The organism is Paenibacillus sp. S28, assembly GCF_016624415.1.
GTDB classification, from domain to species: domain Bacteria; phylum Bacillota; class Bacilli; order Paenibacillales; family Paenibacillaceae; genus Paenibacillus_AQ; species Paenibacillus_AQ favisporus.
Genome location: NZ_JACVTM010000001.1, coordinates 439,502 through 453,456 on the forward strand (window position 1 = coordinate 439,502; position 13,955 = coordinate 453,456).

The 13,955-nt window shown below is 54.4% G+C and carries 11 protein-coding genes; 9 read left to right on the plus strand and 2 right to left on the minus strand.

The features are described 5' to 3' along the window. The first annotated feature begins 44 nt into the window (after positions 1-44). The 6 genes from IAE55_RS01930 (at position 45) to IAE55_RS01955 (ending at position 8,377) form a co-directional block, all read left to right on the plus strand. Positions 45-1,082 (plus strand): iron-hydroxamate ABC transporter substrate-binding protein, encoded by a 1,038-nt coding sequence (locus tag IAE55_RS01930; protein WP_234489238.1) that lies wholly within the window; start codon positions 45-47, stop codon positions 1,080-1,082. A 177-nt stretch (positions 1,083-1,259) separates the two neighbouring features. Next, positions 1,260-3,548, plus strand: a complete 2,289-nt coding sequence (metE, locus tag IAE55_RS01935) for a 5-methyltetrahydropteroyltriglutamate--homocysteine S-methyltransferase (protein ID WP_200630776.1) — start codon at positions 1,260-1,262, stop codon at positions 3,546-3,548. Between the two features lie 163 nt (positions 3,549-3,711). After that, positions 3,712-3,996 (plus strand): DUF4183 domain-containing protein, encoded by a 285-nt coding sequence (locus IAE55_RS01940; protein WP_076166384.1) that lies wholly within the window; start codon positions 3,712-3,714, stop codon positions 3,994-3,996. 126 nt (positions 3,997-4,122) lie between these two features. Next, positions 4,123-4,680 (plus strand): GNAT family N-acetyltransferase, encoded by a 558-nt coding sequence (locus tag IAE55_RS01945; RefSeq protein ID WP_200630777.1) that lies wholly within the window; start codon positions 4,123-4,125, stop codon positions 4,678-4,680. 262 nt (positions 4,681-4,942) lie between these two features. Beyond that, entirely contained in the window at positions 4,943-6,895 is a 1,953-nt protein-coding gene (locus IAE55_RS01950) for an elongation factor G (RefSeq protein ID WP_200630778.1), read from the plus strand. A 177-nt stretch (positions 6,896-7,072) separates the two neighbouring features. Next, positions 7,073-8,377 carry a discoidin domain-containing protein gene (locus IAE55_RS01955; RefSeq protein WP_234489239.1) on the plus strand — a complete coding sequence of 435 codons (1,305 nt, stop codon included), beginning with the start codon at positions 7,073-7,075 and terminating at the stop codon, positions 8,375-8,377. 66 nt (positions 8,378-8,443) lie between these two features. Here the strand turns inward: IAE55_RS01955 and IAE55_RS01960 are convergent, their stop codons facing one another. Beyond that, complete coding sequence (locus IAE55_RS01960; protein ID WP_234489240.1) at positions 8,444-8,644, minus strand: hypothetical protein; 201 nt, start codon at positions 8,642-8,644, stop codon at positions 8,444-8,446. Between the two features lie 304 nt (positions 8,645-8,948). Here IAE55_RS01960 and IAE55_RS01965 point away from each other — a divergent pair, with 304 nt between their 5' ends. The 3 genes from IAE55_RS01965 to IAE55_RS01975 all read left to right on the plus strand — a co-directional run bounded on the left by IAE55_RS01965 (position 8,949) and on the right by IAE55_RS01975 (position 12,726). Then, positions 8,949-9,941: a Gfo/Idh/MocA family protein gene (locus IAE55_RS01965; RefSeq protein ID WP_105443175.1), complete on the plus strand. Its 993-nt coding sequence runs from the start codon at positions 8,949-8,951 to the stop codon at positions 9,939-9,941. After that, positions 9,941-10,810 (plus strand): sugar phosphate isomerase/epimerase family protein, encoded by an 870-nt coding sequence (locus IAE55_RS01970; RefSeq protein ID WP_089547084.1) that lies wholly within the window; start codon positions 9,941-9,943, stop codon positions 10,808-10,810. Before IAE55_RS01965 ends, IAE55_RS01970 begins: the two co-directional genes overlap by 1 nt. Before the next feature lie 200 nt (positions 10,811-11,010). Then, the gene (locus tag IAE55_RS01975; RefSeq protein WP_200630779.1) at positions 11,011-12,726 is read left to right on the plus strand and encodes a histidine kinase N-terminal 7TM domain-containing diguanylate cyclase; all 1,716 of its coding nucleotides are present in this window, start codon (positions 11,011-11,013) and stop codon (positions 12,724-12,726) included. 123 nt (positions 12,727-12,849) lie between these two features. Here the strand turns inward: IAE55_RS01975 and IAE55_RS01980 are convergent, their stop codons facing one another. After that, positions 12,850-13,743: an AraC family transcriptional regulator gene (locus IAE55_RS01980; RefSeq protein WP_200630780.1), complete on the minus strand. Its 894-nt coding sequence runs from the start codon at positions 13,741-13,743 to the stop codon at positions 12,850-12,852. Between the last annotated feature and the right edge of the window lie 212 nt (positions 13,744-13,955).

Sequence of the window (13,955 nt, forward strand, 5' to 3'; positions counted from 1 at the left end):
ATTGATAATGATTCTCAATATCAAATACATAGGGGTGGATTCATTTGTTTAAATTTATAAGACCATACACACTGATGGTCTGTGTGTTGGGAATAACTCTGCTGCTGGCGGCCTGCGGCGGGAACGGATCTAATGGAGGGTCAGGGACGTCGGGAAGCGGAGGAGAGGCCGCTGGAACTGCTTCAGCAGGATCATCGTCCGACACGTCTTCATCCCAAGCCGGGGGGAATGAGTCCTCCGGAACGGGTAAAACGGTTACGTTCCATGCGGGTAACGGCGATGTCCAGGTACCCGAGCATCCGCAGCGGATCGTCGATTTGACGAATTTCTATACAGGCTACTTCCTGGCGTTAGGCGTCAAGCCGGTCGGCGTGTTGGAAGGCGCCATGGAGAATCCGTATTTCGAGGGCATGCTGGACGGCGTCGAAAGCGTCGGCAGCGAGCCATCGCCCGAGAAAATTTTGTCGCTGAAACCGGATCTGATCATCACCTATACCGGGACGGACGGAATCGATCAGCTGGAGCAGATTGCCCCGGTTGTCGCTATTGAATACGGTAAAAAGAATTACAAGGATCAGATGCTCGACTTCGGAAAACTGACCGGTAAAGAAGCAGAAGCGAAGGCTTGGGTCGAGCAATGGGAAAACAAGATCAATGAACTGAAGCCCAAGATTCAGGAAGTGGTAGGCAGCAAAACGGTATCCATCCTGAACCCTTATGCCAAAGGGCTGTACGTGTTTGGACATAACTTCGGCCGCGGCGGAGAAATCATATATGACGAATTCGGCTTGAAGGCGCCGCCGGAAGCACAGAAGGAAGCGATTGACAGCGGGACCGGCTGGGCTACCATCTCTATGGAGAAGCTCCCGGAATTCGCCGGAGATATCATTTTCACTTGTCCGTGGTCAGGAGACACAAGCGACCCGAATATCGTCTATGACAACCCGGTATGGAAAAGCTTGCCCGCGGTTAAAGCAGGTCATGTATTTCAGTTGAATCCGAAGGCGGACACGTACAACGATCCGGTATCATTGGAAGCTCAGCTGAAGTTCATATCGGACAGTCTGCTGTCCGTTAAATAAAGTATGGATAAAGCTCTGCAGCTGCGGGTAAACAAGCCGCCTGTGGAGCTTATTTTTGTTAGAACAAGAGCGGTCGTTATAGCTTGCGGCTATAACTAGATATAGTTATTTCCAGTTATACGGCAGAAGACGTCACGTGTTATCTTTTTGGTAACAATTTGCAAAGGGGTAACGAAGATGGCATACAGCAGCAGTTTGGGATATCCGCGCATCGGCGCAAACCGGGAATGGAAGAAGGTGCTGGAGGCGTTTTGGTCCGGTAAAATCGAAGAATCGGAGCTGCACGCGCAGCTGCAGGACATTCGTTTGAATCATCTGAGCAAACAGCGGGACAAAGGAATCGATCTGATCCCGGTCAACGATTTCAGCTATTATGATCATGTGTTGGACACGGCAGCTATGTTCGGAATTATTCCGGATCGTTTTGAATACAACGGCGGGCCCGTTCCCGTATCCGTCTACTTCGCGATGGCAAGAGGAAACAAAGACGCCACTGCCTGCGAAATGACCAAATGGTTTAATACGAACTACCATTACATCGTGCCGGAACTGGGCGGCATCACGCCGATCCTTACCGAGAACAAACCGCTTGCGGCTTATCGTGAAGCCAAGGACAAGCTTGGCATCGAAGGAAAACCGGTCATCGTCGGACCGCTCACTTTCCTGAAGCTGTCCAAAGGGTATATCGAATCGGAAACGGACGCCTGGCTTGATCGGCTGCTGCCGCTGTACGCGCAGGTCCTGAAGGAGCTGGAACAGGAAGGCGTCAATTGGGTGCAGGTGGATGAGCCGATCCTCGTAACGAAGCTAAGCGATGCAGACGTCAGCCGGCTGCAGAAGATTTACCAAACGCTCAAAGCTGCAGCGCCAGGCGTCAAAATCATGCTGCAGACCTATTTTGAAGCAGTGGAACGCTATCAAGAGGTTACACAGCTGCCGGTCGACGGAATCGGGCTGGATTTGGTCCACGGAGGCGGAGGGAACCGGCAATCCATCCGTGACTTCGGTTTCCCGCAGGATAAAGTGCTTGGAGCGGGTGTCATCGATGGACGCGGCATTTGGAAAGCATCCCTGCGCGAAAAGCTCGATCTGCTGAACGAGATCGCGGCGATCGTACCGTCTGAACGGCTGGTGATCCAGTCTTCCTGCAGCCTGCTGCACGTACCAGTCACGGTTCAGGCAGAAACGAAGCTTCAGCCCGAACTTCTGGGTGCGCTGGCTTTCGCCGATGAGAAGCTGGAAGAAATCGTGCTGCTGGGCAAGGCCGTTCAATCCGGAGTATCGGTGATTTCTGCTGAGCTGGAAAAGAGTGAAGCGGCGGTAACCGCGCTCAAACGTTCCGTCGAACGTAACCGCACCGATATCCAGCAGGCGGTGGCCGCTGTCAGCGCGGAGCCTGCGCAGCGTGAGGCTGCTTTTGCGAAGCGCCTCGACGTGCAGCAGGAACGATGGCAGCTGCCTATTCTGCCAACGACGACTATCGGCAGCTTCCCGCAGTCAGCGGAGGTGCGCAAGGCACGCCAGCTGTGGCGCAAAGGCGAATGGAACGCCGAGCAGTACACGAATTTTATCCGGGAACAAATCGACCTCTGGATTCAGCTGCAGGAGGAAATCGGACTTGATGTGCTCGTTCACGGCGAATTTGAACGGACGGACATGGTCGAATTTTTCGGGGAAAAGCTGGCGGGATTTGCCTTTACACAGAACGGCTGGGTTCAATCCTACGGCTCCCGCTGCGTCAAACCGCCGATTATTTTCGGCGATGTCGCTTGGGAGAACCCGATGACGGTCAAGGAGACCGCGTATGCCCAATCCAAGACGAAACTGCCGGTCAAGGGCATGCTCACCGGGCCGATCACCATAATGAACTGGTCATTCGTCCGTGATGATATCAGCCGCGAGCAAATCGCCTACCAATTGGCTTATGCATTACGGCAAGAGGTCGAGGCGCTGGAGAGTGCGGGGATTGGCATGATCCAGGTGGATGAGCCGGCCGTTCGTGAAGGGCTCCCACTGAAGGAAAAGGACCAGAAAGGCTATCTCGAATGGGCGGTGAAGGCGTTCCGGCTGACAACGTGCACGGTGCAGAATTCGACGCAAATCCATACCCATATGTGCTATTGCGAATTCCATGACATGATCGATTCGATCATTGCCATGGACGCGGACGTCATCTCCATTGAAACTTCGCGGAGCCACGGTGAGCTTATTCAGAGCTTCGAAGAGAATACTTACCCGCTGGGTATCGGCCTCGGCGTCTATGACATTCATAGTCCCCGCGTTCCCGACGTAGAGGAGATGACGCGGATGATCGACCGGGCTCTGCGGGTGCTGGATCCGAAGCTCTTCTGGATCAACCCGGACTGCGGACTCAAAACCCGGGGAATCGGAGAGACCGTAGCCTCGCTCCGGAACATGGTTGAAGCTACGCGCCTTGCCCGTGAAAAATACGCTTTGCAGGTGTAAATTGAAATAACCCAAAATGCGTTAATCGCCTGAGATGCTGCGAAGACAATAGGCGCGCTAAAGCCGGCTATGAATCTACCGCTGTTTTCATCCATTTTTCTAGACTTGCCCTCACTTCTCTGATCCTATCGCATCTATTGATAGAGAAGGGAGGTGAGCAAGGATGCCTATTGTAACACCATACCAGAACAGCCTGCGGTATACGTCCACGATCGGTTCGGGGACCGGAACAGGGGCTGCGTTCACCGTGGCCGCTACGGCATTTACGAATGATGCAGGCACGGCGGCCACAGCTTTTCCTGGAGCGTATAAATATTACAATCTTTTTATCAACGGAATGCTCCAGACGGCGGACACGTCCTCGGTCACGACGACCGCCATCACCATTCCAGGAGGTGATGCACTGGACGGAGGAACTCCCCTCGTCGTTCAGTTCGTCGTCTCCTAACGGTTATCGCGGCACAAGCGCAGTGCAATGAATCGTCCGGATCCTTCCGGGCGGTTTTTTGCATCCATCCGGTATCCCTTTCATGATATATTAATAGAATACTGAAGCCGATTTGGGGGTTGGCATATGGGGAAATTGGAGATCAGAAGACCAAAGGCAGCGGATGTCGAGGCAATACATACGTTTTTTAGGCTGGTGATCACGGATACGTTTGAGAAGGAAGGCATAGCCGACCTGCACGATGATATCGAGCATGAAATCGCCTCTAAGCATGATTACCTCAGTCAGGATTTGGAATCGCAAGGCCGCCAGCGTTATTTTCTCATCGCATGGATGGAAGGCAAGATCGCCGGAACGATCGAGTATGGACCTTCCAGCTCCCTGATCGATGAATCCACCGGCCATGCGCTGAGAGATGTGATCGAAGTCGGGACCGTTCTAGTGCACCCTGAGCTCCACGGCCTGGGTATCGGCAGCACGCTCTGGAGCACCATGCTGCTCACTCTGCAGGCAAGAGGCATCTCACAATTCTGCCTGGACAGCGGGTATCGGAACGCCCAGCTGATCTGGACCCGGAAATTTGGCGAGGCGGACTATGTGCTGGACAACTACTGGGGAGAAGGGCAGCATCATATGATCTGGTCCCGAAAAGTCGAGGATATATCCATCTCGTTCAAAATATAATATCGCTGAATCGCTGAAAGTTTTTTGGGATCGCCCCATCAAGCCGGTTACCGGTCTGACGGGAGCGGTCTTTTTTTGGCGCTATTTAAAATGCGGGGCTGGATATTTTTTAGCTATAAGCATTTTATACCCGTTCCGGATGTCCGGAACAGGGATACAATAAGTTTACAAATTATACAGGAGGCGGTACGCATGCGGCAACGCTATATCGACACGAAACCGAAAGGATCCAATCTAATGAAACCTGTGAGGTTAGAGCGATATGAACGATACGATAAATATTGGAGTTTTGGCCCATGTTGACGCCGGCAAAACGACTTTGACGGAGCAAATTCTGTATCAGGCAGGGGTAATCGAGGAGGCGGGGTCGGTCGACCAAGGCAGTACGATCACCGATTCTTTGGACATGGAACGGAGAAGGGGGATCACCATCAAAGCGGCAGCCGTGTCGTTTATGCTGGGCGATCTGAAGGTGAACGTCATCGATACGCCGGGGCATGCGGACTTCATCTCCGAAGTCGAACATTCCCTTGGCGTTCTGGACGGCGTGATTCTGGTCGTATCCGCGGTTGAGGGAGTGCAGGCACAGACGCGGGTGCTGATGCAGACACTCAAAGAGCACGGAATCCCGGTTATTTTCTTTATTAATAAAATCGATCGGCTGGGTGCGGATTTCATTCGGGTGCGGGACTTAATCCGCAAGCTGCTGGATGAACGCATATGTGAGGTGTCAGTTGCCCAGCAAGAGGGAACCGAGTCTGTTCAAGTGGTTCCGGCGGATTCCGGAGAATCCGGCTGGATCGAAGTGCTGGCTCTGGGCAGCGAAGCGCTGATGGATGATTTCGCAAATAATGAAGTTATTACCGAAGACCGGCTGAGGCAGGAGCTGGGCAGACAAAGCCGGCAGGGACTTGCGTTTCCGCTGTTTGCCGGATCGGCGGCGAGAGGTTTGGGGGTTCGGGAGCTGCTCTCCGGGCTGGACCGTTATTTTCCTGTCCAACCATCGCATGCGCTGTCCGCTCTGCCGTTATCAGGATTGGTCTTCAAAGTGGTTGTCCAGGCGGGCGGGGAACGGCTCGTTTTTGTCCGATTGTTTGGCGGACAGCTGCAGGCCCGGGCTGATGTGACGGTCATCGCGCAGGATGGCCTGTCGGAACGGATAAAAATCAAGCAGCTGTACGGGCTGAAGGATGGCGAAAGGAAACCGGTTCAGCATGTTGATGCCGGGGATATCGCTATTTTTGGCAGCGAGCAGGTGAAGGTAGGGGACGTGATCGGCTGCGTGTCGGAGAGCATGAAGGTATTTCGTTTTCAGAAGCCCCCGATTCAAGTGAAGGTATCTGCGGTCCGGCCGGAAGACGGTCACCCGCTTCATCAGGCGCTGAGGGAACTGACTGTGGAAGACCCGTTTCTGCAGTATGTATACGACTCTCATACCCACGAAAATATCATCCATGTCTTCGGCAAGGTGCAGCAGGAAGTGCTGCTCGAAACGCTGAGGGAGAGGTATGCGATTGAGGCTGCTTTCTCGGCACCGCAAGTGATCTGCATCGAAAAGCCGGTATCTTCCGGGGAGGCGGCGGAAAGCATGGGCGAGCCGGACAACCCGTTCTGGGCGACGGTCGGCTTCCGCGTTGAGCCGGGGACTGTAGATTCCGGTCTGGTATACCGCCTGGAGGTTGAACTGGGATCGCTTCCGCTGTCGTTTCAAAAGGCGATCCGGGAAACCGTAATGGAGGTCCTCCAGGAAGGCCTGTACGGGTGGGGCGTTACCGATATCACGGTTACCCTGACCCGCAGCGGTTACAGCAGTCCCGTATCCACGGCAAAGGATTTCCGCCTGCTGACACCGCTTGTTCTGATGAAAGCGCTGGAAAGAGCGGGGACCCAGGTGTACGAACCGGTCAGCGCGCTGCAGATCAGCCTTCCCGAATCGAGCATCAGCAAAGTGCTGTTTCGGATCACGGCGCTGGACGGGACGTTTGAAGAACCGAAGTTCGATCACGGCAGCGTGTATGTCACCGGAACGATTCCGGTGCGAAATGCCGACATCTTAAAAACCGAGCTGCACGGGCTCACAGGGGGAGAAGGTGTGATGTCGGTAAAGCCAGGCGGATACATCGCCGCTGCATCGCCGATCCCCGTCAATCAACGGAGGCAGCTGAATCCGCTCCATCGCGGTGAATACATGCTGCATATCAACAAAATAAAATAAACGGTACATCCACAATCCGAGGTTCCGGGCGAACGTCGGATTGTTGGCATGTCCGCAAGCCGTCATGCAAGATCTGATTCTGAACGCCGAATATGACACATATCGTTAGATGGCACAACGTTTCATCTGCGGTATATCAGCCGAAACCATCCATTTTGTGTAGAGAGGTGAACTGGTTTGAAAGGAAAAGCATTCAAAGCGCTCATGAGCTGCCTTCTGTTCCTTGGACTGCTGCCCTGGAGCGCATCGGCAGAGACGGTACCCGAATCCGTGATTTACGGCGGTGGTCCGTTCTATGCAGGGGGAACCGACACGATGAACACGCTGAAAGCTTCCGGTTTCACGACGGTCATGCTGTGGACCATCCATGTCAACAGCAACGGGGATCTGGTGTATAACGATCAGCCGGTGGTTTCTAACGGCACCTATATCGGCAAAGCGTCATGGCCTGCCGAGCTGGCTTCGCTCAAGCAGGCGCCCACCTCGGTAAAGCGCCTGGAGATCAGCGTCGGTTCATGGGGCGTGAGCGATTTCCAGAACATCAAAAATCTCGTCGCCTCTCAAGGGACGGGAACCGGAAGCATTTTGTACAAAAACTTTGCCGCGCTCAAGTCGGCGCTTGGGGTCGATGCGGTGAGCTTTGACAACGAGGACTTATACGACGTTAATTCGGCGGTTGCCTTTGGCAAGATGCTGTCCGGGATGGGCTTAAAGATCATGCTGTGTCCTTATACCAACATCAGCTATTGGCAGAGCGTCAAATCCCAACTGGGATCCAGCGTGGACCGTGTGTATTTGCAGGTATACGACGGAGGAGCGGGGAATGATCCGGCAGCCTGGAGCAGCCAGCTAGGGATGACGGTGATGCCGGGATTGGACAGCAAAACGTCCAGCGGCGGCAACACCCCGGCTCAAGTCAACAGCCGGATGAGCGCGTGGAAGTCGTCGGCGGGCATCCAGGGAGGTTTTATCTGGTATTATGACGCCATTTTGAACAATCCGGGTGGAGGGTCGGCGGCGGACTACGCAGCGGCAATCAACAGTGCGCTGGGCGCGCCCGCTAACGGATCGTTGACGACAGGCGGCACGGTATCCGCCAGCGCATCGGGAAGTCCATCCGGCGAAGAGAAGGAGAAGGCGTTTGACGGGAGCAGCTCAACGAAATGGCTCATTTTCACGAATGCGGGCTGGATCCAGTATCAATTCGGCGGCGGAGCATCCCATATCGCCACTTCCTACTCGGTAACGTCAGCTAATGATTTTCCGGCCAGAGATCCGAAGAATTGGTCGCTTCAGGGATCGAATAACGGCACGAGCTGGACGACGCTGGATACCCGTACAGGCCAAACCTTTGCAAGCCGTTTCCTGACGAAAACGTATACTTTTAGCAACACGACCGCTTATTCGTATTACCGGCTCAACGTGACGGCGAACAATGGAGGCGCAGAGCTGCAGATCGCCGAGATTGGCCTGTATCCATAACCGCTAACCTCGCGTGAGCCGTTCAACACCGTCAGCTCTCGTTTAGAGGCTGGCGGTGCTTTGCCGTCAATCGCGTTTGATTTTGCCGAGCTCATCCGTTAACTTGTCCAGCTTACGATTTAATGCTTCCAGCTTCTTATCGTAATGGCGGTAGGTGAAATAACCGAGCACCGCTTTGAACAGAAAAAAGACGACCGCGGCGATGACGATCAAAAAGTAATTGTGGGCGAGCTGCCTGAGCCAGCTGTTAATCGCATGCATATCCATGGGCCAGCTTCCTTTGTCCTTGTAATGAGTATATATCAGGTTTTTCCATATCTGCGCCATTATATCCGCTTATCATCGAGCGTTTAGAAAATAAGCAGCTGACAGAAGTAATAACTTCCGTTTCAAAAGTGCCGCCTTTCTGTGAAATCGTGACAGGACGGCCGTCAAGTTGTCGTTATATTGCATTGTTCGGATGCGCTTTCATTTCTATAATGGGGATGACATAAAATACTGCTGAGATGAAGCCGGCAAGCCGTATGGAAGTATCCTTACTGTACCGTATTTTATTGAGGAGGCTGTGTACATGAGCAAAGTTCGCGTAGGCATCATCGGCACGGGAGGCATCGCCGCTTGGCATGCTAGACAACTGCTGGAACTACCGGAGGTTCAAATTACAGCTTTGACGGACACCAGTGACAAGAATCGGAATGCTTTTGTGGAAAAATTCGAGCTTCGTGAAGCCCGCCAGTATTCGAATTACGAGGACATGCTGGCACAGGCAGAGCTGGACGCGGTGGTGATCTGTTCACCGCACACCCAGCATTTTCAGCAGGCGCAGGATGTGCTCAGCAGCGGTCTGCATGTTCTGATCGAGAAGCCGATGACCTGCTCTTCGGCCGAGGCCGAGCTGCTGATTCATACCGCCGAGCAGGCGGGGAAAATTTTGCAGGTATCGTATCAGCGCCACTTTCAACCCGAGTTCCTGTACATAAGGGATGCCATTGCGAGCGGCGTCATCGGCAAGGTTACCTCGGTTACCGCTTCGCTGTATCAGGAATGGAGACAGGGGACGCCTGGTTCCTGGCGGCAAGACCCGGCGCTCTCCGGGGGCGGCTTCCTGATGGACTCCGGCAGCCACATTATCGATGTGCTGCTCTGGACCACCGGGCTGACGCCGGTAGACGTCAAACCGCAGCTGCATATGCATGGTGCGCCGGTCGAGATCGATACCTTTACCTCGATCCGGTTTGCGGAAGGCGCTGTGGCTGGATTGAATCTGGTCGGCTATGCACCTTGCTGGCATGAAACCTTTGTGTTCTGCGGCGAGGACGGCGGTATCTTCTATGACAACGGAAAAATCACGCTGCGGCGGCTGAAGCAGGAACCGATCGTCCCTGATCTGCCGGAGCAGACGACGAATCAGGACAAAAGCTTCATCGACGCGATCTTGGGACGGCATGAAGTATTGGTGCCTGGAGAATTCGCTCTGAAAGTTGTTAAGCTATCCGAGATGATCTACCAGGCGGCCGGCTATGTCCCGCAGGCTGCGGCTATGACAGAGGAGGAAAACGTCTAATGAGCAACCCCATCGGAATGCGAATTCCGCCTAAAATTGGTGCGGAAGGAATCCGGCAAACGGCTCTGTGGGCGGCAGAAGCCGGGCTTGATATTCTGGATGTCCCGCAGCTGACTCCAGAAGTAAAACAGGCGTGCGAGGAGGCTGGCATCGGGATCGGATCGGTCGATGCCCAGCAGACGGCAAAGCTTCTCAGCCGTGACGACTCTGTAAGAGAGGCGGCTGTAACCTCAGTAAAACAGCAAATGGACGGAATATCGGAACTCGGCGGCAGCGTCATGTTTATGTGTCTCGTCCCGGAAGACCATACACTGCCGCGCAGGGAGGGCTTCGCTATCTGGAAGGATACGTTTCCAGAGCTGGTCCGCCATGCCGAGGAGAAGGGCGTCTATATGGCGATCGAAGGCTGGCCCGGCCCGGCGCCGTATTATCCGACGCTGGGATGTACACCGGAAATGTGGAGAGCGATGTTCGAAGCGATCCCTTCGCGGCATTTCGGGCTCAACTATGATCCTTCCCACCTAGTCCGGCTGGGCATTGATTATCTCCGCGCTTTGAGCGAATTCGGGGACCGTGTCGTTCACTGCCACGGCAAGGATACGGAAATTTTGCACGATGAGCTGTACGAGTGCGGCGTCATTCCCGCAACCTTTGGGGAGAAGTATGGCTTCTCCGAAGGGTCATGGCGCTACACGATCCCTGGACATGGCGAAGTGGAATGGAGCAAGGTTGCCGTAAGGCTTGACCGGCTTGGTTATCAGGGAGCAGTAAGTATCGAGCTCGAAGATCACCGGTTCTGGGGATCGATCGAGGCGGAGCGGCAGGGGATCGTGAAGGCAGCCGAACATCTGGCTCAGTATTTTAAATGATTTGGACCGGCATATATATCGGACTGTCTTGAATGAAAGGCATCCAGAGGATTCAATCCCGTCATCATCCCGCCATCTCGGATGGCGGGATGATTATTTTTCTGTATCCTTGCCCTTATTTCCTGTGGTAACATCGGGATAACAATGTCCGGACCGCGACGGCTCCGGCTAACCACACATGATTTGGAGCCTGCAACCTTATGGGAACACCTTACTCCGCTGTCCTGACTCTGATCGTTTCCGCCGGTGTGTTAAATCTTCTGATGGGATTATATGCCTTGTCGGGAAGGTCCAAGCTCACCATGGTAAGAACCTTTTTCGCGTTCAGCCTTTTGGCAGCCATTTATACGTTCGGGTCCGCGCTTGAACTTGCCAGCGGTTCGCTCGAAGAAATCAAGTTCTGGATCAAGTTCGAATACTTGGGCATGCCGTTCCTGCCTCCGCTGAATCTGCTCATCATCATGTCCTATCTCGGTATGGAGCGCTATTTGGGAAAGCGTCTAAAGATAGCCATGTTCATCATTCCCGCGGTCACGCTGCTGCTGGTCATGACAAACGATTGGCATCATTTCTATTACCGCGACATTATCCTGCGGGCAGGCGGACCCAGCCTTAAGGCGGACGTGGTGGCAGGTCCCTGGTATATTATTCAGGGCGCCTACACGTTTGGCTGCATGATCGGCGGTGTCGTGCTTCTGCTGAGGCATTGGCGGAGAATGCCTTCTTACCGCTTTCAGCTCGGCACGATGCTGATCGGCCTGGTGCTGCCGCTTGCCGGAGACTTTCTTTACTTGGGCGGCATAACTCCTGAAGGGATGGATCCAATCCCGGTGATCATGACGGTGACTTCAGCGCTTTACTTATGGGCGCTTGTGTCCAAAGGATTGTTCCACGTCGCTCCGATTGCCCGGGACAAGCTGTTTGCCAGCATGCGCGATGGGGTGCTGGTGCTCGACAGGGACAACCGGCTGGTCGATTACAACCCTGCCGCCGGCGCCATGATTCCAGAGCTCGGTGTCTCGTCCATCGGGGAGCCGCTGGAAGGGCTGTGGGAAAAACACGCCGGTGGACCGCTGCTTCATTACGATCCGGATACGGATAGCGGTTCAGGAGCGGACATCCAGGAATTGAACTGGCATATCGGAGAGAGAGACTTCAACTATCAAATCCGGACGTCTGTCATCCGCAATCAGGGCGGGCAGCCGGCCGGTCGGCTGATCGTGCTGATCGATGTCACCGAGAAAGCGCGTCTTCAGGAAGAGCTTCGCCAGCTGGCTTACTATGACGGGTTGACGCGGATTTACAACCGTGCCCATTTTATGAAGCTGGCCAGCGGCCTGCTGTATGACTGCCTGAAACGGGAGGAGCCGATGTCGCTGCTGCTGTTCGACATCGATCATTTCAAGCGGATCAACGATGAGTTCGGGCATGATACGGGTGATGACGCCCTGATGCACATCGTCGCGGTATGCCGTGAGCAGCTGCGACCCGAGGATGTGTTTGGCAGGTACGGGGGTGAGGAGTTTGTGGTCGCCCTTCCCGGGCTCAGCCCGGTAGAGGCTGCCGGAGCAGCGGAGCGCATACGCGCCAGCCTTGCCTTGCAGCCGCTTGAGACAGCGGGCGGTCCACTGTCGATGACGGCAAGCTTTGGCGCCGCCGGCTTTCCTGCGACGGGCCTTGCGAGGACGGAAGCAGCGGCGAGCCGGGAGGCGGGCGATACCGGCCCATCGTCAGCCTGGGTCCGTGATGGAGGTCTTACAGCAGGAATGGAAGACACATCCGCGGGAGTGCTCCCTATAGGAGGCGAATGGCCGGACGCCGAGCTGCGGCGGCTGCTGAAGATGGCCGACCGGGCGCTGTACGATGCCAAGCGGGCCGGCAGAGACACGGTGCGGATTGCCACGGAAACGTCCTGAACAATATTGCATGGCGGATTGCCGCGGAAACGTCCTGAACATATTGCATGAAGGAAGCCAGCCCCTTGGGGGCTGGCTTTATTTGTGTATATGCATAGTTATATGAATTTTTACATTGTCTCACTAATCTTCCATTCCGGCGGCCGTCCTCGTTATGGACGCGTGTGACTGCCGGTATTCCCTTGGCGTCATACCGGTAATCTTCTTGAAGAGCCCGTTGAAAAATGCGATGTCCGTATACCCTACGGCGCCAGAGATATCGTGAATCCGGCGGTGACTTGACCGGAGCAGGCGGCAAGCCTCCTGAATCCGGATCCGCTGCAGATACTTGATGGGTGTGAGTCCGGTATGTTTGATGAACAGCCTCTGAAACTGCCGCTCCCCAATCCCGAGCTCACCGGCTAGCTCCTCTACGGTAAACGGACGGCTGTAATGGCCATGAAGCATGGACAGCACATGGTCCATACCTACGGCGGGCGGCGGTGCCCCTTCCACTGCGGCTTCGTGAATCCGGATGATGCAGATCATCAGCTGAAGCATGCCTGCATACAAGGCGGTTTCCCTTCCGGTACGCTCCACGGAATACTCGCGATAGAGCCGTTCAAACCAGCCTTTGGCTTCGCCGTCACGGTCGCGGTAGTGCATAATTTCGTTAAAAGCCAGAAGCCTTCCAAGCTCATCGCCTCCAGGCACCATTTCCAAAATTTTGGTGGCATTCTCCATCGAAGTCAGGCAGTTATACACGATCAGCTGACGGTCCTTGGCCGTTGACCCCGGCCGGAACACATGCGAAGCGCCGATCGGAATGACAAACAGGTCCCCCGCAGATACGGGCATGACCTCATCACCTGTATGGTGATACCCGGTTCCTTCACTGACATAACTCATTTCCAGAAAATCATGGTGATGTTCGGTTAACTCATAGGACTCGGCGTTGCGGTTTACGAAAATCGAGAAGTCATCCCAATTGTTGAAATACTCCCTGCCGCTCAGCAGCCTCACCGTACGCTTAGGCATGATTAATTTCCTCGCTATGTCGGGATTACCGGGTAAAATGTCGCTTTCACCTAAATTACCCGGGGTGTTAATCATTTTATGATAAATAGGAGGATAGAACAAGATCTGGTCATGGAACGCTGGAAATATTGCACGACAAGGTATATGGAAGCAGCCGAAAGGATTGTGGCAGAATCTATTCCTTATATGGCAGGGTAATTCGTAAGCGTTTC

What these genes read in the sequence shown, in the direction of transcription:
- IAE55_RS01940 (WP_076166384.1), top strand. Translation starts at nt 3,712, where the DNA reads ATGCCTATTGTAACACCATACCAGAACAGCCTGCGGTATACGTCCACG.
- IAE55_RS01960 (WP_234489240.1), bottom strand. Translation starts at nt 8,644, where the DNA reads ATGGATATGCATGCGATTAACAGCTGGCTCAGGCAGCTCGCCCACAAT.
- metE (WP_200630776.1), top strand. Translation starts at nt 1,260, where the DNA reads ATGGCATACAGCAGCAGTTTGGGATATCCGCGCATCGGCGCAAACCGG.
- IAE55_RS01970 (WP_089547084.1), top strand. Translation starts at nt 9,941, where the DNA reads ATGAGCAACCCCATCGGAATGCGAATTCCGCCTAAAATTGGTGCGGAA.
- IAE55_RS01980 (WP_200630780.1), bottom strand. Translation starts at nt 13,743, where the DNA reads ATGCCTAAGCGTACGGTGAGGCTGCTGAGCGGCAGGGAGTATTTCAAC.
- IAE55_RS01950 (WP_200630778.1), top strand. Translation starts at nt 4,943, where the DNA reads ATGAACGATACGATAAATATTGGAGTTTTGGCCCATGTTGACGCCGGC.
- IAE55_RS01965 (WP_105443175.1), top strand. Translation starts at nt 8,949, where the DNA reads ATGAGCAAAGTTCGCGTAGGCATCATCGGCACGGGAGGCATCGCCGCT.
- IAE55_RS01945 (WP_200630777.1), top strand. Translation starts at nt 4,123, where the DNA reads ATGGGGAAATTGGAGATCAGAAGACCAAAGGCAGCGGATGTCGAGGCA.
- IAE55_RS01975 (WP_200630779.1), top strand. Translation starts at nt 11,011, where the DNA reads ATGGGAACACCTTACTCCGCTGTCCTGACTCTGATCGTTTCCGCCGGT.